We start from the raw sequence: 22738 nt of genomic DNA, 5'->3' as shown, positions 1-22738 counted from the left end.
CAAGCATGTGACCCGTCTTGCATGTTGCTTGTCATGAATTACCACATGCCTTTACTAAGTTTGGTATGGGGTGAAGTAGACTCTGTAGATGCAGGATGATATTCGTATTGAGTCAGATTAAAGTTTACAGGCATTTCAGTGCCATGGATTTTTATTGCCTGCTCCAAGGATTCGTAAATTATTTTTTGAATTATCTCCTTAATGGGCATTGCCTTACATTCTTCAAGAATGGTTATTTGAGTGGTTATATTTATAATTTGTTGTTCTCCGTAAAAAGTGTCTGCAGGTGCTTCTTTTCTGAGATTAAATAGATGCTTTATTTTATTATCAATTACTTCCAGATCTTCCCTACGGGCATTACACATTGCGGTTTCCATTTGAGCAATTATCAGGTGAGGAGCTTTTAAGTGATGGGTTATCAGAACGTGGCAAGCTATTGCTAAGGAACTAATTTCCTCATGGTATACATCATTATTACCTGACTTATGAGCATGCATTGCATTAACACTACAGGTTGAAAGTAAATTATCACATTCTTCTTGAGAAAGAAGTGGAGGTTCTTCATTTTTGTCATATGACATGATGAATCTCCTTTCGGGTACTCATACTATAAGTATAGCATTCAAATGTGTATAAATTAGTCATCTATTGTATTATATTGTTTGCAAGCAATATCAATGTTTGTTTTGTAGGTAAATGTTTTCATTGTTATTTTTTTGTATGACTTTTTATAATTTGGTCAAATCATATTGACAATATTGCAAATTTTATATAAAATGCGGTATTTTTAAGCATTTTGAGGGGTTGTATGTCTGGTTTTGAGTTGCCACAGGTTATGAGTACTCTTGATGCAGCTGCAGTAAGAGCAACTGCGACTGCTAGAGAATACGTCAGTAGTTCTCCTGGTTTTTTTACCCCTTATAGAAGTGCTGGTGATTTTGCCAAGACTGTAGCAGCACCTGTTGTTTGTCCAATAAGCTTTGCTGTTATAACGGGATTGTTGGGTGTGGCAAGTGGTATTGCAGCGGCTATTTGTATTACAAGTTTTGCAGCAGCAGGTATCGCAGCCGCCGCGGGTAATCAAGATGCTCGTAATAGTGCTCTTTCTGTTGGAGTGATTTGTGGTTTTGCTGCGGTAGCCGCTCCTCTCCTGGCAGCTGCGTTTGCTCTATGTATAGTGGCTTCTCTTATCATGACAGCGGCGGCCTTAGTCACTCGAACAGGTGCTACTGTAGTGAATGGCGTAGCTAATGGAGTAAAGGCTCTGTCTCAGTGTTGCCATTCTGAAGAAAATCATCACGACAACGAGATGACTACATCTCATAGCCTGGCTTAATTTCTACTTGAATCCCAGTATCCCTTCTATTCTGATGATAGAAGAGGGTGCTGCATTTATAATGCTTGATACTACTTGGATTGTTCTTTCCCAATATATCGCCCCCTAAAAATCCATCTGTTATTTTTTCAAAAGAAATAGATTCGATGCTGGCAGAACATATCAGTCTGCTTCTTGAACAGAGGTCCATGCCTTGACATCGGAAAATTTTGTTTCGTTACTCAATAGTTTCTTGACAAGATATTGCCTAAAAAGTTAGCATGTACGTTAGATTTAATTAAGATAAATTTCGATAATGAATTTAAATCGACATTCTACTTGCGGTACTACATCCTACCCATGTCGCAACAGCTTGATTGCTGGGGTGTCGCGTGTCTTTTTAGTCTTATCATTTGTCTTTGTGGTGGTGCGTCACTTTACCCTTTCCTCAGCTCTGAGCCGGCCCACTCTCTAATTTATCTGCCCCGCCTCAGGGCGTGAAAGCAAGCAGATAAATACTGAAAATAATTATCACAACTAGGGGCTTAAATCCTCTATAACCCCGTGATGGAAATGAGTGGCTGCATTGTCTTGTCCAGATAATAATAGCAGTAGTTCTATATCGGTGGTTATTTTAAGGTCGATGTAATTAGCAATACAATTGCACAAGCCTATAACAATATATTTAGGAGTTATAGTGAATACATTTAAAAGCAAGCATCAGTGGCTAGTAAAAGCCTATCCTTGGATTATTTGGACCATTGCCGCAAGTTTTTTCTTTTATAAATATTTAATCCAAGTATCTCCCAGCGTAATGACTGATGATTTAATGCAAGCTTTTCAAGTGCATGGGGCGGGTCTTGGTAATCTATCTGCTTTTTATTTCTATGCTTATTTAATCATGCAGATTCCTGTAGGGGTGATGCTTGATAGATTCAGTCCACGTTTGCTAACGACCGCTGCTATTTTTCTTTGCAGTATAAGTACTTTTATTTTTTCACAAACTGATACGTTTTGGTTGGCTTGCGTTAGTCGCGCCTTAATGGGAGCAGGTGCTGCTTTTGCTGCAGTATCCTGTTTTAAACTGGCAGCCGTATGGTTTTCTCCAAAACGCTTTGCTCTGGTTTCTGGAATGTTTATGACTGCAGCCATGCTTGGTGCTGTTGGTGGTCAAATGCCATTATCACTCCTGGTACAAAATGTTGGCTGGCGAATGGCGCTTGAAATCGTTAGTGTGATGGGAATTATTCTCGGCATTATCTATTTCCTTGTTTTAAGAGATAAACCCAAAAAAGCGGTACATGCAATTGAGAATAAGGAAAAAATCAGCGATTTATTAAAAAGCATTGTAACAAATAAACAAACATGGGCATTGTCTTTATATAGTGGGTTGGCCTTTGCACCGGTTTCTGTATTTGGCGGACTATGGGGCGTGCCGTTTTTGGAAAAGGCTTATCACCTGTCCCGAACCGATGCAGCACTTGCAATATCATCTATTTTTATAGGATTTGCTGCGGGAGCACCATTCTGGGGATGGTTTTCTGATTATATAAGACGCAGAAAACCCGTTTTATTTATAGGAACATTTTCAGCTTTATTATGTTTATTAGTGGTACTTTACAGCCCTAGTCAAGTTTTGTCTTCATTAATGATCCTTTTATTCTGTTTTGGATTTGGGGCTAGCGGATTTTTTACGAGTTTTGCCATGATTCGTGAATTATTTTCTTTAGTCCTGGTCGCTACCGTCCTTGGTATTATGAATACTTTTAATGCCGTATTTGAAGCTTTATTTGAGCCTTTAGTAGGCGTCATTTTGGACTGGACCTGGGATGGAACAACCCTTAATGGCGCACATCAATTTTCGGTACAGGGTTATCATCTCTCTTTGTTCTTGTTGCCTGCCTCTCTTATTTTATCTTTACTTACGTTAATTTTGATTAAGGAAACTCATTGTCGGGTAATAGACGAAAGTGAGTTTTAAATTGGTGAAATAATTTTTATAAGAGCCTGTAGTGGCTATTGCTACTACAGGTCAGAGGATATAATGTAAGGCAGGTAAAAATTAAATCAATGCAATTGTTGTTGCCCTTGTAGTTCCTCAATAAAGACAGCTAATTTTTCACTAATGGGGATGCCGCTGTTTCTTAAAGTGTTAACTAAATGCTCTTTACCTTTTTGAGGATTCTTATAATTAAAGCAAATGGTTTGAGCTATTTCGGTTAGAAAGCAATCAGGATTTAAATCATTTGCTTTATTAATCAGTTGTTCCGCTTTTATAAAGTCTTCATTTAAGGCATATACTAAAGCTAAACCGCCCCAGCCATCGGCTAACTCGTCTACCAGCTCCACAGCATCCTGATAAGTTTCATGAGCTTCATTAACATGATCATTCAGAAGTTGGCACCAAGCTAAAGCAATATGGCAGTCATAAAATTCAGGATAGATTTCTACTGCTTTTTGCAGCGTACTTTCTGCTGAGTCTAAATCACCTTGTGTCATATAAGTGTTACCTAAAGCGAACCACAGACGAGAGTCTTGGGGATTGATTTGTAATAGCTCTTCGATTTCCTCTATGGTCGTTTCATGAGTTATGAGGCGGATCAGCATATTTACTAATTTTGCATCATAATTTTCTGGGTTTATTTTCAGCGCTCGAAGACTTGTTTCATTGGCTAAAGCATCCTCATTGAGATCAAAATACAGGAGGGAAAGACAACCTAAGGCTTCAGCGTCATCTGGATTGTGTTCTAAAATATTTTCCACCAAGCCGATTGCTTCCTCTATAGAATCTTGTCGATGAAGGATGCGTGCCATTAAAAGCTCTGCTTCTGGATAATGCTCTCCTTCCAGAAGAGGGGCTAAAACCTCCCAGGCTTTTTCAAAATCAAAAGTTATAAAATAAGTGAACCCCAAATTGTACCGAAGCGCAGGAGTCTCAAGGTGATTTAATGCTTCAAGAAAACATTCTTGGGCTTGCGAAAACTTACCTTGATTTAAATGAAGTAAGCCTTGATGGCCCAGACAGGCTTTATGGTTAATTATCTTGGCTTTATCGAGGTAGCTTTGAGCTGATTCGAAATCATCTAATTCCATATAAAGATCGCTAATCTCTACTAATAAGGTTAAATTGTTTTCGTCCTGATCCAGAAAAGATAAGTGACGATTTAGTTTATCGGCTAATTGCTGATTGTTCATGGGGCAATCCTTATATATATAATCAGGTGAAATACTCTGAAGGTGAGCGTTCTACATCGCAGAATTTGTTCAAAAAAACCGCATGGAATTATTTTATGCATGAGGTTCACGGTCGGATAGTATCAGGACTATCAAAAAACCCCAATCTCTTTTCATTGAGTACATTGTATTTTTTCAGGTAAAAAGCCATTGGTGCTTTGTACCAGAGGATTATAACTTATAGTACATTGCGATGTTTTCTTAGCCAAAGGCTGAGTGAGTTTAATGCCTGTCTGATTGTACTCACAAACTATATAAATCCTTTGTTTGCGAGAGAATGTCCATTTGGATACTTTTTTATTTATTGAATTAGGCTTTAAACTAGCTCCTTCCTTAGGATGTCCTGAGTAAAAAGAAACGCCACTTAAGAAATTATTGGGAATACTGGAAATCGTTTCCCAATTATCATGAGCTGTATTGATGTGTTCTATTCTGTTTATTTGTTTAGGACAATTGGGGGTATAGATCTTCGCCTGCACCATAATTGAAAAAAATATAAAATATAAACTCGTTACTAATTTCCAGTAGTTCATTTTATTCCTTATAAGGTAATTAAGTTTATTAAATCAACTGAGATAAATAAAGGAATTCTGAGGGGCACTCAAACTTATTCAAGGGTGAAATGAAATTTGCAGTGACCATTCATCTCAAGGGGCTGTTGAACATTCATTTTTTAAAAGCCTGACGGTCGCGACGTATTTGGCATTGTTGTATTAATCTTTTATACCCTTCTACAGATCGATTACTGCAACAACGCCAAATACGTTGTGGGATGCCTACAACTGTCAGCAGACCCCAATATAAATATTTCAAAAAAATTATTTATTAGCTGGACTCCAATAAAAAAATACTGTAGCTTAATGTTTGACTATTTATATAGTATATAACTTTCTAATTGTACGAGTAAATTTATATTAGAATACGTTAAAATAATTAGTTTGAAGTTTTTAAGTCTGCAGTATCCAGACGAGAAAAATTACTTTCTGACTTTTTTAATTCAAATATTCGATATAAGTTTAAAGGCAATAATAAAGAGTGCAGAATAAAAATTGGGTACAAATTACTCCCAAAGGCATAAAGGATAAATGCCACATTGCTGCTGATTGCGATGAGACGTAATGTCAAAATCCTTTTGACATAAAAAGTCGCAAAAACTAATGAGGCGGCGATATAGCCTATCATATCAATCATTGATTCCATTTTTTAACTCCATTTAAAAATCCCCATATTAAACATAGCACCTACTATGCTTAACTCGCAAGTATGTTTTAAAAAGTTGCATCACTTATTCTGCTCGTTCTTGTGAAAAAAATTCCATTTTTTTACTTTTATTCATTGCAAATCAATTATCTAATAGATTATAGTCCTTGCATTTAGTATTAATTGGATAAATGGATTTATAGTAATGATACGAAAATATTGCTCTGTTGTTGTTTTTTCTAGCGCCATGTTCGGCGGCATGGTTTTTTCTGAGCAGGCTCTTGCTGTTCGAACTATCTATGGTATTGAAAATGCGGGGCACCTCAAAAGCGTTTCTAATGGTGAGTTTTATATTCAAGCAGAAAGCTTTCTAAATAAAGCCAGGGCGCATCAATATCAGCTTTTTTTACAATCAAAAACCAATTACCCGGTAAAGACTATTCATAATAATCGTTACTATCGGGTAATTATAGGCCCAATTCGCTCTTCTCAGGAAGTGAGGCAGGTGGCTGTTCGTATGTCTTCTCCCAGGAAAACATGGCCTGTGGCAAAAACGTCATTTCACATACCGTCCTCAAATATAGCGAAGCAAAACCATATTAAGCAAAACAGTATTAAGCAATATAAGCTTAAGAAAAATGAAAATAATTCCGTTGTTTCTACCTTAACTCCAACAGTAGTGCGTTCTGGCACGAACAGCAGCTGGTTTGTCTCTCTTGGTGGGGGAGTTCAGTCTCCACTGTTTAATTCCAATGTTGCGATTAATAATAACACAGGTTTCCCAGCTCCTTATAATGAAGACATCTACTCCACAAATGACACGGAACAAGCCATTATTGGTGTAATGGCTGGACGACGTTGGGAGCGCGACAGTTACTGGCTTCCGGCTTATTCACTGGGAATATATTATCAATATTTTTTCCCAAAAAATGTCGGTGGGACTGTGATGCAGTATTCCCTGCCTGAATTTACTAGTTATAAATGGAATCTTTCCTCAAATCTAGTATTGGCGTCAGCAAAACTCAATCTACTTCAATATGCAAATAATATCTCTCCCTTTATCAATGGTGGTATAGGAGCTGCGTTTAATAATGCAAATGGATACAGTGAAGAGGCGTTACCTGGTACTTCAAGAGTAAGCCCTGCTTTTACTAATAATACGACAAGCCAATTTGCCTATGCACTTGGGGCCGGCATTGATTATAAAATCATGCAACAGCTGATTGTTTCCGTCGGATATAATTATCAGAATTTAGGACGGTTCTCCTCAGGCCCAGGTACGCTGAGATGGTCTGGCCAATCATTGAATTTGGGAACATACCAATCTAATGACGTGTTTGCTAGTGTCAGTTATCTATTTGATAAAGAGTTATTAAAAAATTATAAATAATGACCCGTGCAAATTATACTTTTTACTGCTTTGATTTTATTATTTTCTCAAGCAAGTTCAGGAGCAAACCCTATTGCATGGTAGTTGAATCACTCTTTTGGCGCCACAGCTCCAGTGGGTCTACTCAACTGTCACAATCAACGATTCCTATAGTTTAATCAGACGAACATTGAGCTGTAATTGGACACATGATGTAATCACACGCGTTAACTGATTACCCTTAGTGGCTTTATTGTTTGGCTAGCCTGTTAAAAATATGTTTAGGAAGCAGTAACCAATAATGCCCTTTATTTTTCATATGTTCGCCAAGAAATGTTGCAATTTTTCCGGATCCCCAATAGATGTCACCGCGCATAAATCCGCGAATTGCCCCACCAGTATCTTGAGCAATCATAAGGCGTTGGAATTGTTTCTCATTACTTTTTTGCACGGGTCGCTTGGTGTCTAGCCAAAGTGGTGCCCCAAGGGGGATCCATTTTTTATCAATGGCTAACGAATAACCTGGAGTAAGAGTCATATCTTGAGCGCCAATAGCAACGGGTCTTTTTAAATTTTCAAAGAAAACAAAGGACTTGTTTTTGTGGATGATATTATTTGCTATATCAGCATGACTTTCCAAATAGCGTATAATGGCGGCTTTCGACGCATTATGCTTAGTCATGATTCCTTTATTGATCAGCACCTTTCCAATTGAAGTATAGGGAGCGCCGTTTTCACCGGCATATCCTAGATATATATTTTTACCATTAGTTAGTTGAATAACGCCAGAACCCTCTATTTCCAAGAAAAGTCGTTCAATAGGGCTGTGAATCCAGGCAATTACAGGTGCTTTTTTATTTAAAACCCCATTATCTATTTGTTCACGAGTATAATGTTTTTGGCTTGCTCTCTTGGGTAATCCATAAATGGGTGTACTGAATTCAGAAGTTCTTTTTAAACTGCCTTTCAGCTGGGGCATGTAGTAACCTGTAAATAAGCCATGAACGGGCTTTTTTTGTTCAAACTCAAGAGGATGAAACCACTTTTCAAAAAATGTTCTTGCTGTATCTTCCGAGATTGAATCAAGGGCGACAGCTGCTTTACATGCTGGATGCCAGTCCCCAGCTTTTAATTTAATGTGCTTGGAGCCAGTTGCATGGGAGGGTTTCTGCTTTAAGAATGTTTCACATGACAACTGGAATGCTGATAAAGACTTTTTAACATCGGCTTTATCCCAGCCAGGCAATTCATCAAAAGATATTTTTGTTAAAGCAAGATTTGCAGCACTGCTTTTTATAATGACTTTTTCTTTGCGCTTATGAGAAGTACTTTTCTTTTTATGAGCAATACTTTTCCCTTTATGAGAAGTATTTTTGCTCTTAGGCGGAGCATTTTTACTCTTAGGGGAAGCATTTTTTTGAGGAGTCTCTTCCTTTAACGCAACCTTATCCGAAGTATTCTTCTTTACTGTTGGTTTCTTTAAAGGTTGGGTTTGAGTGACTTCTTTTTTAGGAGGTACTATTGTCCCTGGAACTTTTTCATGGGGCATAAGCACCACGAATCTGAACGTAAGATAAACTATACTTAATATTGTGTAAATTAATTTACTGTTCATAATCGAAGCAAATTTTACACAAGATTGAGTTTAAAGCAACTTTTTATTGGCTTGTTTTTCAATATTTATTCATTTAGCACACATTTAAGTCATATTTTGGATATAACAAAGCTAAAAATGCATCAGATTTCAATAGGACCTCTAATTTATTAAGTGGGGACTCTCTATAGATTATTATTAATTACTGGTACCCCCAGGTTTTGACAGGCGGTCATTAGCTCGTTGATGCACTCACTATTTTCATTTGAAAAAGGGGCATATTGCCTGGAAATATTATGATAAAGAGCTCGAATTTCACATCTTTCCGGATTGCTATAGGCTATATCTTTTCCATTGGTGATTAGAACCATTACGATAATGCCCTGCGTATTCATTTGACAAGAGACGTTAGGCTGATTAATGAATAAGGTCTGTAGGTGATAGAAGTTAAAGCACGCACAAGAGAATCCAGACTCTGAAATCAGAAGTAAGTAAATACAAAATAAAGCCTGGAGGAACACTTTAATCCTTTGCATCATGGTCCCTATTTTTATTCATATAACTATAATTTTAGCAGTTCCCACCATGATTTTTATTAAGGTTAGGTCATTACATATTATCGTCTTCTATACTCAGTTTGTGCCTAGAAGGATTTCCTGTTAACTCCATTATTTTTTTAAAGAGGGGGGGCTGGTTATTTCTTCATAATTCTGTAATGCACAATCTGGTCTAATATATTGCTTATATGCCTCATAAACTTTTTTAAAATTACTATCCTTTTCCAAATTTTCTTGAAAATAAGAAATGGCGTCCGGATCTTTATAACTAACCGACAAATCCAGCCAGTCGAAGCCTGCTTGCGAATCATATTGCAGGGTAACATTGGAAAAATCGACTTCAATATCAGGATCCATTTCATTTTTTAACGCTTTGAAATCACAAAAAGAAAGAAGTGCTATTTCAAGTTGCGCACTGCTATAACGTTGGTCCCCGTTAGAATTTTTATTAATTCGGGTGGCCTCTTTTAAAAGATCGTGCATATATTCTTGGAAAGGAACACGGTGTTTTGCTGGTTGAAAAATGGATCGTCTCATTTAGGTACTTTCAGTTTAATTAAAATGCAATTGTATCAATTAAAAACAAATTTTGCAAAATTATTCTGTGTTTAAGTGTTTTAAGTGTATAGCATAATTTATGGTTAGACATTATCTCGAAGCAATATTCTGAATTAAAAATCGTCCTTGATAAACCTATATAATTTTTCAATACTTTCTGATAACGTTATTTTTTTAAAGTATTGAAAGAGGCATTTTGTGAGGGAAAACAAGAAGCGAGTCAGTAAACTATCTTCTGCACTAGTGAAGAAACTATCCGTTATAGCCAGTTTTTTATTCGCTTGGTCAATAGGTCAAGCCAATCATGCTGGCAGTGGCTTGTTATTTAATGTTATTGCCACAGGAGCCCCCAATGTTGCGAATATCACTCTCTGCCTCAATGGAAAAGCCGCTCTTAGTTGTCAGAACTATACTGTTTCAGCATTAAACTTAAACATTACCACCACTGTGCCTAATCATGTTTATCCCTTTGCCGGAATTAAAATTAATTCTCAACATACCCTGGCAAACTTGGGGATTGACTGCACGCCTTCCAGTAATGGGTATTGTTTGTTTTCGGTGAGCAATACCGTTCCTAAAACGATTATTTTATTTCCACCAATAGGAGCCAGTTACGGGGGGGGAGTTGTCGCTTGCTTGGGAGGAGCTCCCTATATGAATCTTATTGCCGCAACGAACGATAGTATTAATGGAATACCCTGGGGTGGCTTTGGTACTGCTACTGGAGCACAAAGCACCGTTGATGGTGCCAGTAATAGTAATTTAATTATAGGCGCAGGAATAACCAATTCGGCAGTAAACCTTTGTTTAGGAACAATCAATGGATACAATGACTGGTTTTTACCTGCAAAAGAGCAACTGAATTGTCTTTATACAAATCAAGCCGCTATTTCGGGTTTCATGAATGCGGTTTATTGGAGTTCTACTGAGAATGATGAAAATAGTGCCTGGTTCCAGTTTTTTGATAATGGCAATCAACTTAGTGTTTTTAAAACATTCTATAACAGTGTGAGATGTGTGAGAGCTATTACTCTTAACTGAATACGGACGATCATGAATATGAGGCCTAAATTGGCAAGCTAAACTTTACAAAAGGAATTTGGTCAAATGAAACTATGTATCTCTTTTCTCTTTCTTATAGCGAACTGTTTTATATCAGTTACTGCTCATGCAGATAATTTTTCAGCACCAAGTGGTAGCCCAAGCATCACCCATTCTTTAGAATTGCAAAACTATGTAAAAACGATTGCAAACTATCAGCCAGAAACGACTGCTTTAAAAAAGCGACTATTAAAAACGATTGCTTACTATAAGAAAATTCATATTTTAAAAACCATAAATAAAAACCATTACACTGTAGATTGTATCCCTTTTGCTGAGCAACCTGCCTTAATCGACAATCCTGTATTAACCCAAAATATGTTGTCAGCAATAAAAAAAGCTACTAAAGATAACTTAAACGCATTAAAAAAAATGGGGGAGAATTTCGATTTCAATTCTGCCAGCCAATGCCCAATAGGGGGTGTTGCTATTTTACGCCCCTCCAAAGTGATGCTTACTTCCAGGCAAGCTAATAAAAAACAAGCTCCAGCAGTAGGGAAACCACCCCATGGAGGCTATTCGTATCAGTTAGGTGAAGATGATTCAGGTAATCTGATTAGTATTTTAACAGAAGCCAATCAAGCGTATTTCAAAGGCCCACAAAATCAAACCGTAAGAAGTAATAATTTCTCAGATCATTCACTGGATCAGTTTTGGTTTACAAACAATACCTATCAACAAGCGATTCCTACTTATTCAACAGAGTTTGGAATTATTGCCAGTGCTTATTTTACTGATCCTGCTTCCACCAGTATCTTTGTTTTTGCCAGTGTTGATAATTATGGAAATAACTCTTGTTATAATGTTGAGTGTCCTAATTTTGTTCAATTTCCTAATACTCCTGTATTAGGTAGTCCCACTAATACAAGTCTGGATTATATTTTCCAAGTGACCCACACCACGCTAAGTCAATATTTAAATAGTCCTGCCTATTATCTAACACTGGTTACACATAATTCTTCGGGCCCCAATGCTGCAAACAGCGTCAGTGTATTATTAGGCTATTATGCTGACAGTATTTACCCCTCAATTAATGACCTGCCTAAATATTTTAGTGCTGGAACTGAAGTTTATGCAGATAGCCCTCATGATGGTACTGAAATGTATGGTAATTACATGACCCCCTACGTGGGGTATACGGGTTCTTTAAAGATTCAACCCAGTTCAGAAAATAATAATTTCTTTCCTTATTATATAACTAATGGCCCTTCACCTTATGGTCTAATATGGCACTTGGGGCAAGCTCAAACAGCCGGATAATACTTGTTATTGGCACATCGGGTTTTTAATGAGTGTCATCCTGTGAAGTATTCACAAAATCATGTCCCATGGACGAGTCATGGGACGTCAAAGCCAGTTGTCATGGCTCATTATTATAAATTCATTGGCAGATCGGGATTGTTGTCTGTCAATTCAAAATTCTGGGATAAATTGTGATAACTATAATCCACCTCATATTGGGTTGCGCACTCATTAGCTTTTTGTTGTATTTTATCCAGATATTCCTCGTCGGAAAGGTTGGTTTTAAATCCCGTTTCTTCAACGAACCGTGATAGTTTTCCTATACCGCGATCGCCTAGATTACTAATAAAACTTATTCCCGAGTTAAATACATTGGTAGATTGATGTTTTTGAGGAACATTAGCCTGAAAAGTATTTTCAAGCACTTGGCCAATACTCGTTTTTAATCCCTTGCTATTTACTTCATTTGCCCAAATATAAGCGTTCTGCAAGAAAGATCGAAGAGTATCAACTTTATCTGTATCTGATAGCGTCTTATCAAAACATACAGCCGTTATCTTATTTATTATTGCTTGCTTATAACCAGTTCTATCGGTTGCTGCTAGTCCAATTCTATTGGTTATATCATTATTGAGCAGAGTCCAGTCGTACTTTGTAACATTTTGTTGAAGATTCTGTAATATTTCATTGGATTGGATAGCTTCCTCAAGTGGCAGTATGATTTGGGCGTGACGTCCTTTTATTTCTGCTCTTACTTTATCAATCCTGGTGCATTCAGGTTCATAGTTTTGCAGATCTATTCGATATTGGGTCATTTCCTGATTGTAAGAGATCATTTCATTATCGTAGTTTTCATTAGGAATTTCTTTGGACTCACTGTCGCCGCCAACGTACCCACCACCGCCAATATAAGAGGGATCGTATTCAACATAATTAGGATTGGGCATCCATCGGCTTGGTTCATCGGGCTTGTTTGGTTTTAAGGGGTATGGATTTTGAGCGAGCTCCTTCTGTTGAGCATTTAGAGCTTCATCCAATTTACTGCGTAATTGTTCCAGTTGTCGCGCAACCCCTTGATGAAAAGGGTTGTCACTTTCAGGATGAAAGAAAGTAAGCTGGAAATCGAACTCTCGGTCTATTTGTGCTAAAGCAAGTAAATCATTACTAAGGGGTTCCAAGTCAAAACGGGCTTGAATGTCTTGCAGTTGAGAAATTAAATCACTTGGGGTTACCGGTATTAGCTCATCATTAACTTTGATGTAGTACATCACAATTCTCCCTAGCAAAAACGTCAGATAAAAGTGTGAACAATTTAGTGAGTTTTTGAGTGGTGTATCTTGATTAAATTATAGTCAATATTTCGTCTTTTGGGTGATAATAGCTAAAGCGTAACAGGGCGGGCCACTTGGCCAAAGCCGTCAAGCTAAGGAAAAAATCCCGTCGTTGCGAGCATAGCGAAGCAATTGGCGGAGTTTTGTTTGAAAGTAGTACTGGATTCCCAGAGGTTATTCTTTTCAGGTTCCTTCAAACCTGGCTTGTAAAGTTCTTTCCTGGGCTATGGGAATTACTGAAGATCCTAAAGCCGTCAGATTGCTGCAACCATTACACTTCCTAATACCACCATGGATGATATTCCCCAAGGCGTTGCTGGTGTTAAAGTCACTTTATCTCCGAATGTAAACGTAAATCCCTTTTATTTTGCTATTTTCCCATTTATTGATAAAACCAATCCTCTTATCCGATTCTTACAAGCTACTTCACTGGATGGCGGCTTTGGCTTTTTCAATGTCCCGAAGGGAGAGTACCTCATAGAAGCAAAAAAAAATGGTTTTACCTCGACAATTAAAGTTATAGCGCGCCCAGGAGTTCTGGTGAACGCAAGTCCGTCGCATGATCTTATCCTGCAGCAAGAACCTAAACTGAATGAAATAGAGAAAAAGCCCAATCACTATAATTTTTTTAAACCAGCAGTAGCAATAGGTTTGACAACTGCGGGTGTTTGCTTGGCTGGCGCCGTGATAAGCAGGACTTTAAACACCTAATGTATTCACGCTATCCCCAATCGATATTGGGTTTTGAATCTTATCCACAGACCAGGGCAATTTATTGTTCCTTCCGCAGGTTAACCACTGTGGGGTTTGGCGATGTGATAGCTACAAGCTCGAGCATGCAATGCCTGGCCTGGATAGAGGCCTTCTGTGGCCAAGCTTATTTAGCTGTTTTTATTTATCAGCTTGTAAGGAGATATCTAGCGGGTTATAAATAATCATAAAAGACTTAGTAGATAAGCCTGGAGTTTACATTTGGTTAGTTATACTATGAAAAAGTGTTCCGGACGAGACGCGCCGTACCTGGTTAAGATAAGACGACGCCTTTTTATTATTTTGAAAAAGGAACAATCATGTTATTAGCTTGGCTTAACTTGTTTTTGGCAGGTCTCTTAGAGGTATGCTGGGCAATTGGTTTAAAATACACCGATGGTTTTTCAAAATTAGTCCCCAGTCTATTCACTTTGGCAACATTGGTAGGCAGTATGCTGTTATTAGCAAAAGCGGTGCAAGTTCTCCCTATAGGAACTGCTTATGGAGTATGGGTAGGAATAGGGGCGTTGGGTACTGCTGTATTAGGAATTCTATTGCTCCATGAACCTGTATCTCTGCTAAGATTTATGTTTCTCAGTCTTCTGCTTATCTCTATAATTGGCTTAAAATATACAGCTTCAGTTTAAGCAATAGATAGAAAACTCCATTTTTATAATATTGTGTTTGCGTTTTCTCCAATATAAAAAGGACTTTAAATGAAGAATGATCCTCCAACCGGTTTGATCCGTGCTCTTGGTTTAAGTGCTTTAATTATTTATGGGGTAGGGGACATACTTGGGGCAGGAATTTATGCCATTGTAGGAAAAATTGCGGGGCATGCCGGTTCATTAACCTGGCTTTCATTTGCTATTGCAATGGGAATTGTATTTCTCACAGCACTGACTTACGGCGAACTCGGCAGTCGTTTTCCCAGGAGTGGCGGAGTCTCCGTTTATATTCAAGAGGCTTTTGATTCCCAATGGTTATCGATACTGGCTGGTTTATTGCTCCTTAGTGCCACTATTCTCTCTATGTCCACTTTATCGCATGCATTTGTTGGATATCTTAATACCTTTGGATTCAATATTCCTAACTGGCTTGGTGTCTCTGGTTTTTTGAGTATCTTGCTTTTAATTAATCTACGTGGAATCAAACAATCATCTCTGGCTAATGTAATAAGTACCTCTGTGGAGGTAAGTGGTTTATTAATAGTGCTGGTTTTGGGTTTTTGGTATTTGGCAACTACCCATGTCGAGGTTATGGTCACTCCCGGAGAAAGAATGCCCAGAATCGGGGATGTGTTTCAAGGTGCGGCTTTAGCCTTTTTTGCTTTCACAGGGTTTGAAGATCTGGCAAACGTTGCAGAGGAAGTCAAACAGCCAGAAAAAAATATACCTCGCGCAATATTATCCTCTATCGCAACAGCTGGGATTTTGTATCTTGCTGTGAGTTGGGTGGCGACAGCAATTATTCCCCCTAGCCAACTGAGTCACTCTGACTCCCCTCTATTAGATGTGGTCAGCAAATCCTATCCCGCTATGCCCCAATACTTGTTTTCAATTATTGCTATTTTCGCGGTTTCTAATACAACTTTATTAAATTATATTACAGCATCACGCTTGCTTTATGGGATGTCAAAATCTAATCTTTTACCCCAATTTTTGCAGACGATTCACAGTAAATTTCATACCCCCTATATTGCAATTTTATTGATATATCCTTTAGTCCTGGGATTCAGTTTAACGGGGACTTTGGCGGGACTTGCCAGTTCTACAAGTACTATAGTCTTGCTGGTATTTTCATTAAGCAGTATTGCCTTGGTAAAAATTAAATGGGATGAGGGCAAAGAAAAAAGCGATGCTAAAATATTTAAAATTCCTCTATTTGTGCCCTGTTTCGCAGTGGTTTTAAATCTTACTGCCATTACATTTTTACCTCCAAGTGCTCTTATCCCTGCAGCCGTGTTTATTGTTATAGGTTGTATCATTACATGGGTTATCACAAAGGTTTTTCCATCTATCAGTACACAAATCAATGAGTGAAATGTGTCCCTTATAGAAATCATGTTAAGTCCTTATATTGAAAATGTTATGTTCTGTATTGCATACTGCGATTCCTAATATCAATTAACAAAGACTGTCATGAATAACCAACAGAAAATCACCTGCCCGACCTGTGGCAAACCTAATACCTGGCGCCCAGAAAACACCTTCAGACCCTTTTGTTCCGATCGCTGTAAACTAATAGATTTAGGGGAATGGGCTAGCGAAAGCCGAAAAATTCCAGGTGAGCCCGTTGACTTCAATCTGTCACCGGATGGCAATAATGATCCTAATGATTCGGACGACCATTTCTTTTAAATACCAAAAAAAAGACGAGTAGTTGTGTCTCAATGGGGATACGACTACTTGGCTGTCAGTGTCAGTAAACACAGGCTCTAGATAAGCGGAGCAAGAAACCCGTGCTGGGAATGATGAAACTAAAAGCCATAATAAGAAACGTAATTAATAAGAATGAGTTTTTTTGCTCATCAATGATCACATCATTATTACCAGGCAGATATTTTTTATTGACTGTTAAAAGGTAGATTAAAACGACAAGTCCAAAAAAATAAAATGGAATCAATTGCGTTTTATCATCATAATGTACAACCTGCATTGTTGTAATACCAGCTGTTGGGAAATTAAGTAAAAATAAGCCCGTAAGCCAAATTTTAGCTGACTGTGATAGCGGTTCTTTTTCCTGCATTATACTTGCCCATAACAGCATTAAAGGAAATAGTAATATTGGAAAATAATAAACCCAACCTAGAGGGCTGAGTATTAACATCGTTACGAGAGTTAAACAGAACGGCTGGTGGTTTATATCATCAGAGGTACCATTTGAGGTGAGACTCCATAAATACCCAATTAGGGATACAAACAATACGATAATATAGGTGGGCATAACCCAATCAATGTAGTTTATCTCCGCAAATAGACGATGAATAAATGCTAATACAGAAGCATTCCAGAGATTTTCGTACCACTCAATACCTATCATCGCATTGTAAAATTGACTGTAAACCGTTGGGCCATAAATAAGCAAGGGGATTAGAAAACAGAAAGCAACTGCGGCCAGCATAATAATAAACAATTTGATACGGTTTTGTCTTAAAACATAAAAAAAGAGCAAGCCCGGAAATAATTTTAATCCAATAATAAATCCCCAGAGAATTCCTGCGAGATAATCATCATTTTTAAGGTAAAAATAGTACCCTAGCATAAGGCAAAGCAATAATAATGTTCCTACTTGATTCGTTGATAAACAAATCAAGGTGAAGAAGAAAAATAGATACGTCGCATAAAGACTTAGCCAGTTTTTCTTAATAAAGTTTTGTGCAAAAACAATTTTAAAAGTATACCAGGCGCCAATTAAACCCATGATAATGGAAAGAACCAGCCAGATATTAAGGGCCACAGGATAACTAAAATAAGTCAATGGATAAAATAGCAATAAGATAATAGGTGGATTTAAATTAATAAGGCTTTGAGTTTTTATAGGAAGAAAGCTGGTAAATATTGTCTGGTAAGGGTTATGGCCTTGTCTTGCAGCCAATGCTGAAGAATAAAAGGAGGCAAAGTCAGAGTTATATTGGCAGGTGATCATCGTGTAAAAAAGAGCGCAATATACACTAATAATAAAAGCAAAAATAAAGAGTCTTACATGAGAAAAAATAATTGGAGACTCCACGACCATTAACCTTATATTTATGGTAAGTTAATTACTGCCTGCCTTAATCAAACCCTATGTAAAACGGGGCACTCAATTTGAAACAAAAAAATTATTATCTAATACATTAGAGGTTTTGACAATCGAACTTTATATTGAAAATTATCGAGCCATTGCATAAGATTTAAGAAAGTTAAATAGATAATCCTATGTTACCGCCACAAGGAACCATATGCGGGCAAAAACACTCTATTCTTCCATCGCTAATAAGCCTAAATTTGCAGGAGTTCTTTTTATTGTCCTGACGAGTATTATTACCTTAATGGTTTATCTATTTACCCCCCGAATCCCTCAATGGGAGAGCTATCACCAGTTTGCTGATGTCCGTCAAATATGGGGAATTCCCCATTTTTGGAATGTTGTTTCGAATATACCTTTTCTTCTGGTGAGTATTCTTGGATTTATATCATTACAAAAACAATGGAAAAATAATAATTTGACAGCAAAAGAGGCGATTGTTTTTTTTATATTATTCTTTGGAGTCTTCCTTATTGGCATTGGTTCTTCTTATTATCATTGGGCACCCGATAATGATCGTTTAGTATGGGATAGGATTCCGATAACGATTGTTTTTATGTCACTACTGTCTTTGACAGTAATGGAAAGAATCAATTCTAACTTGGGGTTTAGGCTATTAACCCCATTTATAGCTTTGGGGATTTTCTCTGTTTTATATTGGTATTGGACTGAACTATCGGGCCAAGGCGATCTAAGATTATATGGTTTAGTGCAGTTTTATTCGATTTTTTTAATTGTTTTTATCCTCTTTTTCTTTCCCTGCTCTTATCCTCCATTAAAAAGCTATGTATGGATGATTGTTTTTTATGGTGTTGCAAAAATATTTGAACACTATGATCCAATGATATATGGATTGATAAGTGGACATACTTTAAAGCATCTTTGCGCAGCAATAAGCACTTATTTTATAGTAATTATGCTAAATGCACATCCGACTGTTCAATCAACCGGATTGCGGAAATGAATCTCGAGCTTTATCTATTATCTTGAACTTAGTGAAAATACTCTTCACTAACGTACAGAACATTGATACATTTATCGTTTATCTCTTTTATTAGAGGGATAGTAAGAGGTATTTAGATTTAATAATATCACCGGAAACTGTCTATGACACGTGATGAGCCACACAAGAATAATGCCTGGTATTGGAAACCATTGTGCTGGTTTATAGCTCTAATCAAATTTCTCTTTAAATTAGGCCTCATCGTATGGGCTGGTCTTGCTATCTATTATTCCAATCTGCCATGGAGTGCAGTGCGCATTGGTCTGTCGATTACGTTCACACTATTTGGAATCTGGGCTTTATGGTTTGCCCATAAACCGCGTATGCTTATGCTCTATACTGCACTATATATTGGCTTAATGGTTTGGTGGAGCAGTATTTTGCCTTCACACGATCGCCCATGGCGACCAGAAGTAGCGGTCATGCCAAGGGCGATCATCAGCGGGGATAAGGTGCGCTTTATTGGTTTTCGTAACTTTGATTATCGAACCAGAGATGATTTCACGGTACGTTATGAAGAGCGCGAAGTATCGCTTGCGCACTTAATGGGAGTCGATCTCTACATCTCTTATTGGATGCCAGGACCAGTGGGACACACATTCCTGAGCTTTATTTTTGACAATGCAGACCCTGTTAGCATCTCAATCGAAACGAGACCGGAAGTTGGTGAAGGTTTTTCGCCAGTTGCTTCTCTATTCAAACAATTTGAACTGATTTACGTTGTAGGCGATGAGCGTGATCTGGTACGTGTCCGCACGAATTACAGAGGAGAAAATACTTATCTCTATCACATCAATATCTCGCCTGAAAATGCGCGTAAACTCTTCATGGTATATCTGAAGCGAATCAATCAACTTGCCGATAAGCCGGAATTTTACAACTTGCTAAGCAATAGTTGCACTATAAATATTATACGCTATGCCAATGCAGCGGGGAGGAAAGGGCGATTAGACATCCGGCATTACCTAAACGGTTGGATCGACAGCTATCTGTATACTAAGGGATGGCTGAACACGTCATTACCCTTTGACGAATTGCGCCAGCGCTCCCTGATTAACAAGGCAGCTCAGGCTGCTAATAAAAGCAGGAATTTTTCTCAACGTATTAGGGTCTCGCTGCCACGAAATGACTGATCTAAAAGAGGATGCCACCCAGGGCAACCGCGTCTTAAATTAATCCTTTAATAAGAGTTGCACGTACATCATCATTCAGTGCTGCCATATGCCTCTTACGTTTAATACTGGCCTCGATAGAGGTATTTCGACGAATAATGTTGAGCGCAATATGCCTAAAGATGGCATAATTTTCTGGCGCAGCTTCTTTTCTAATTCTGGACTCATCTTCTCGAAATGTAACATCCGGTGTCCAATGCAGAGAATTTTCAATGCCCCAATGCTTACGACTAGCATTTAAAAGGGGCTTGGCTGAAGGCTCACATGAGCTGATATAAAAGCGCGTATCAAAAGTTTTAAAATCACGGCCATCTCTACTTGTCTCTATCATGACTAGACTGGTTAATTTTTTCCATTTCATGCCTTCAGGCATATGCTCTCTATATTTTTTAAAATCAACGGCATAAGCACGTCGGATCTCGATACGACCATGTCCTGCATCGACCTCTACATGAAAATCATGTGCTACATTCTTAAAATTAGCAGATTTTGCCAGCATTAAAAATGACATAACTTCTTCATGAAAATTTCCTTGGTTTCCTTTCAGGGCAAGCAAATAGTCGTCTTTTTGTCTCACAATTTGCTCAGCTATATTTTTCTGACATCCCATGGCATCAATAGTGACAATACATCCTTTAATAGCCAGGCTATTTAATAGTTCAGGAATAGCTGTTACCTCGTTACTTTTTTCGGCTGTTTTTTCTTGCCCTAACACGACGCCATTTGCACTACTCCAGGCGCTTACCATGCGGATCGCTGACTTTCCATCCCTTGTATTAAAGCTACCCCGCAATGTTTTTCCGTCAATCGCAATAACGTCTCCATTTGTTGCTTCTGTTACCGCTTGAATCCAGTGTGTAAAGCAATTGGCAAATTGTTTTGTATTCAACTTCCTCATGAGTCTTGCTATAGTGTCATCAACAGGAACACCATTCTCATAACGTAGATATTGCTTTAACCAATTTAACTTAAGTACGCCAAAGTCTCTGATGGATTTCCAACCTTTACATCCGGAAATTGTTGCACTAATGATCAAAAAAATAATTTCAATCAAAGGATAGCGTTTAGTTCTATCAATTCGAGGGTCTTCTAAGGCTTTAAAGTGAGACAATAAATCTGCTTGCATGCTCTGCTCTTAATAAAAAAGAACATTTGATCATGTCTGCTTTAGTTTGTCGCTCCTTTATGTTAAACATATCGTCTGAAGTATGGCGTCAACCATGATTTAGACGATCTTGCCCTGGGATGCCACCTATCAAATAGGTGTAGCATAAAAATAAGTGCTAAACTTACCTATAGTATCTTCTATGGATGCAGTAATTCATGCCAAAAAAATCAGGGACGACGGGCCGATCTAACACTAAAAAGAAAGTGACTCTTATTGATCTGGCATTGCAGGGTGGTGGGGCTCATGGAGCTTATACCTGGGGCGTTCTCGACCGCTTACTGGAAGAGCCCGGGCTATTGATCGAAGGAATTTCTGGAACTTCTGCTGGATCAATGAATGCAGCTGTTTTAGTAAACGGCTATGTCAGTGGCGGCGCAAATGGGGCAAGGGAGGCCTTGACTTCATTTTGGAAACGAGTCTCTGAGGCTGCGCGTTTTAGTCCTTTTCAACGAGGGCCATTAGATATTCTTTCCGGAAATTGGACTATGGATAACTCACCTTTATTTGTCGCTTTTGATATCACTTCACGTCTTTTTTCACCTTACGATCTAAACCCTATCGATCTTAATCCTTTGCGAAATATACTGGAGGAGAGTATTAATTTTCCTGCATTGATTAAATCACCTATTAAATTGTTTATCACCGCAACTAATGTAAAAACTGGACGAGGAAGGGTATTCCGAAATCAGGAAATTACTCCAGATGTGTTGCTTGCTTCTGCCTGTTTGCCCTCAATGTTTCAAGCGATCGAGATTGATGGTGAGGCTTATTGGGATGGTGGATATACAGGAAATCCCACCATTACTCCTCTGATCCAGGAGTGTGAATCCAGTGATACTGTGCTCGTGCAGATAAATCCTATTGAGCGGCCCGGTACACCAAAGAGTGCTCGCGATATTCTTAATCGTCTTAATGAAGTTGCCTTCAATGCCACATTGATGAAAGAGTTACGTATGATCGCCTTGCTAAGAAAGACTGCTCATCTCGATTTAGGAGAAGGGGCGCGTTGGGCTAAAATGCGTATTCATCGTATTACCAGCTCCAAAATGGTTGAATTAGGATACTCGTCTAAATTAAATGCTGAATGGTCTTTTCTTCGCATGCTTTTTGAAGAAGGACGATCCACAACAGATGCTTTTTTAAATGCTCATGGAAAAGCACTGAATAATCATTCCACCCTTGATTTGGATTCATTTCTCTAATACTAATATTTTCCTAAATTGCCCGAATGTCCTCCCAGATAGCCCTCAAAACTCAAACTTAAAAAAAAATACTGTTTAATCATTAGGCTAGATTGATTCAAGCTTAACCTATTTGATCTAAATTTAATAGTGATCTAGAATGGTGTGTATTTT

23 protein-coding genes and 1 riboswitch are annotated in these 22738 nt (G+C 38.0%); of the genes, 13 read left to right on the top strand and 10 right to left on the bottom strand.

Annotated features, from left to right (window positions below; translation table 11 throughout):
* Positions 1-38 precede the first annotated feature (38 nt).
* The gene (locus tag LOX96_RS01060) at positions 39-581 is read right to left on the bottom strand and encodes a hypothetical protein (RefSeq protein WP_250421385.1); all 543 of its coding nucleotides are present in this window, start codon (positions 579-581) and stop codon (positions 39-41) included.
* Positions 582-808: 227 nt separating this feature from the next.
* Between LOX96_RS01060 and LOX96_RS01055 the strand changes: the two genes are divergently transcribed.
* Entirely contained in the window at positions 809-1336 is a 528-nt protein-coding gene (locus LOX96_RS01055) for a hypothetical protein (protein WP_250421386.1), read from the top strand.
* A gap of 676 nt (positions 1337-2012) precedes the next feature.
* Positions 2013-3296, top strand: a complete 1284-nt coding sequence (locus LOX96_RS01050) for an MFS transporter (RefSeq protein WP_250421387.1) — start codon at positions 2013-2015, stop codon at positions 3294-3296.
* Between the two features lie 86 nt (positions 3297-3382).
* Here LOX96_RS01050 and LOX96_RS01045 read toward each other — a convergent pair whose 3' ends face one another.
* The 3 genes from LOX96_RS01045 to LOX96_RS01035 form a co-directional block, all read right to left on the bottom strand.
* Positions 3383-4510 (bottom strand): tetratricopeptide repeat protein, encoded by a 1128-nt coding sequence (locus tag LOX96_RS01045; RefSeq protein ID WP_250421388.1) that lies wholly within the window; start codon positions 4508-4510, stop codon positions 3383-3385.
* A 152-nt stretch (positions 4511-4662) separates the two neighbouring features.
* A complete protein-coding gene (locus LOX96_RS01040; protein WP_250421389.1) occupies positions 4663-5082 on the bottom strand; it encodes an STY0301 family protein in 420 nt (139 codons plus the stop codon).
* Between the two features lie 400 nt (positions 5083-5482).
* The gene (locus LOX96_RS01035) at positions 5483-5749 is read right to left on the bottom strand and encodes a hypothetical protein (protein ID WP_250421390.1); all 267 of its coding nucleotides are present in this window, start codon (positions 5747-5749) and stop codon (positions 5483-5485) included.
* A gap of 205 nt (positions 5750-5954) precedes the next feature.
* On the opposite strand from LOX96_RS01035, the gene LOX96_RS01030 reads away from it, so the two are divergent.
* A complete protein-coding gene (locus LOX96_RS01030; protein ID WP_250421391.1) occupies positions 5955-7139 on the top strand; it encodes an SPOR domain-containing protein in 1185 nt (394 codons plus the stop codon).
* Between the two features lie 229 nt (positions 7140-7368).
* Here the strand turns inward: LOX96_RS01030 and mltA are convergent, their stop codons facing one another.
* From mltA to LOX96_RS01015, 3 genes are all read right to left on the bottom strand, one after another.
* Positions 7369-8667, bottom strand: coding sequence for a murein transglycosylase A (gene mltA, locus LOX96_RS01025; protein ID WP_348645835.1), 1299 nt, complete (start codon positions 8665-8667; stop codon positions 7369-7371).
* A 230-nt stretch (positions 8668-8897) separates the two neighbouring features.
* A complete protein-coding gene (locus LOX96_RS01020; protein WP_250421392.1) occupies positions 8898-9251 on the bottom strand; it encodes a hypothetical protein in 354 nt (117 codons plus the stop codon).
* Positions 9252-9380: 129 nt separating this feature from the next.
* Positions 9381-9806 (bottom strand): hypothetical protein, encoded by a 426-nt coding sequence (locus LOX96_RS01015; protein WP_250421393.1) that lies wholly within the window; start codon positions 9804-9806, stop codon positions 9381-9383.
* A 219-nt stretch (positions 9807-10025) separates the two neighbouring features.
* On the opposite strand from LOX96_RS01015, the gene LOX96_RS17605 reads away from it, so the two are divergent.
* Together LOX96_RS17605 and LOX96_RS01005 are read left to right on the top strand one after the other, a co-directional pair.
* A complete protein-coding gene (locus LOX96_RS17605; protein ID WP_250421394.1) occupies positions 10026-10868 on the top strand; it encodes an Lcl domain-containing protein in 843 nt (280 codons plus the stop codon).
* 66 nt (positions 10869-10934) lie between these two features.
* The gene (locus tag LOX96_RS01005; RefSeq protein WP_250421396.1) at positions 10935-12188 is read left to right on the top strand and encodes a neprosin family prolyl endopeptidase; all 1254 of its coding nucleotides are present in this window, start codon (positions 10935-10937) and stop codon (positions 12186-12188) included.
* A gap of 113 nt (positions 12189-12301) precedes the next feature.
* On the opposite strand, the gene LOX96_RS01000 is transcribed toward LOX96_RS01005, so the two are convergent.
* Complete coding sequence (locus LOX96_RS01000) at positions 12302-13438, bottom strand: hypothetical protein (RefSeq protein WP_250421398.1); 1137 nt, start codon at positions 13436-13438, stop codon at positions 12302-12304.
* Between the two features lie 354 nt (positions 13439-13792).
* Between LOX96_RS01000 and LOX96_RS00995 the strand changes: the two genes are divergently transcribed.
* The 5 genes from LOX96_RS00995 (at position 13793) to yacG (ending at position 16611) form a co-directional block, all read left to right on the top strand.
* Positions 13793-14212 (top strand): hypothetical protein, encoded by a 420-nt coding sequence (locus LOX96_RS00995; RefSeq protein WP_250421399.1) that lies wholly within the window; start codon positions 13793-13795, stop codon positions 14210-14212.
* A complete protein-coding gene (locus LOX96_RS17670; RefSeq protein WP_431606633.1) occupies positions 14212-14436 on the top strand; it encodes an ion channel in 225 nt (74 codons plus the stop codon). Before LOX96_RS00995 ends, LOX96_RS17670 begins: the two co-directional genes overlap by 1 nt.
* 44 nt (positions 14437-14480) lie before the next feature.
* Positions 14481-14545, top strand: a riboswitch (guanidine-III (ykkC-III) riboswitch).
* 26 nt (positions 14546-14571) lie between these two features.
* Entirely contained in the window at positions 14572-14898 is a 327-nt protein-coding gene (locus LOX96_RS00990) for a DMT family transporter (RefSeq protein ID WP_250421400.1), read from the top strand.
* Positions 14899-14967: 69 nt separating this feature from the next.
* Positions 14968-16293: an APC family permease gene (locus LOX96_RS00985; protein WP_250421401.1), complete on the top strand. Its 1326-nt coding sequence runs from the start codon at positions 14968-14970 to the stop codon at positions 16291-16293.
* 99 nt (positions 16294-16392) lie between these two features.
* Positions 16393-16611, top strand: a complete 219-nt coding sequence (gene yacG / locus LOX96_RS00980; protein ID WP_250421402.1) for a DNA gyrase inhibitor YacG — start codon at positions 16393-16395, stop codon at positions 16609-16611.
* 61 nt (positions 16612-16672) lie between these two features.
* Here yacG and LOX96_RS00975 read toward each other — a convergent pair whose 3' ends face one another.
* Positions 16673-17983, bottom strand: coding sequence for a glycosyltransferase family 87 protein (locus tag LOX96_RS00975; RefSeq protein WP_250421403.1), 1311 nt, complete (start codon positions 17981-17983; stop codon positions 16673-16675).
* A 211-nt stretch (positions 17984-18194) separates the two neighbouring features.
* Here LOX96_RS00975 and LOX96_RS00970 point away from each other — a divergent pair, with 211 nt between their 5' ends.
* Positions 18195-19004, top strand: a complete 810-nt coding sequence (locus tag LOX96_RS00970; protein WP_250421404.1) for a ceramidase domain-containing protein — start codon at positions 18195-18197, stop codon at positions 19002-19004.
* A gap of 143 nt (positions 19005-19147) precedes the next feature.
* Positions 19148-20176: an Lnb N-terminal periplasmic domain-containing protein gene (locus LOX96_RS00965; RefSeq protein WP_250421405.1), complete on the top strand. Its 1029-nt coding sequence runs from the start codon at positions 19148-19150 to the stop codon at positions 20174-20176.
* A 34-nt stretch (positions 20177-20210) separates the two neighbouring features.
* On the opposite strand, the gene LOX96_RS00960 is transcribed toward LOX96_RS00965, so the two are convergent.
* Positions 20211-21341 carry an ISAs1 family transposase gene (locus LOX96_RS00960; protein ID WP_250421406.1) on the bottom strand — a complete coding sequence of 377 codons (1131 nt, stop codon included), beginning with the start codon at positions 21339-21341 and terminating at the stop codon, positions 20211-20213.
* 197 nt (positions 21342-21538) lie between these two features.
* On the opposite strand from LOX96_RS00960, the gene LOX96_RS00955 reads away from it, so the two are divergent.
* On the top strand, positions 21539-22585 hold the full coding sequence (locus LOX96_RS00955) for a patatin-like phospholipase family protein (RefSeq protein WP_250421407.1): 1047 nt from the start codon (positions 21539-21541) through the stop codon (positions 22583-22585).
* Positions 22586-22738: the final 153 nt, after the last annotated feature.

It is taken from the genome of Legionella maioricensis (assembly GCF_023618015.1).
Taxonomy (GTDB): Bacteria; Pseudomonadota; Gammaproteobacteria; order Legionellales; family Legionellaceae; genus Legionella; species Legionella maioricensis.
Note: the sequence above shows the minus strand (reverse complement) of the source record. Positions and strands in the feature narration are given on the sequence as shown.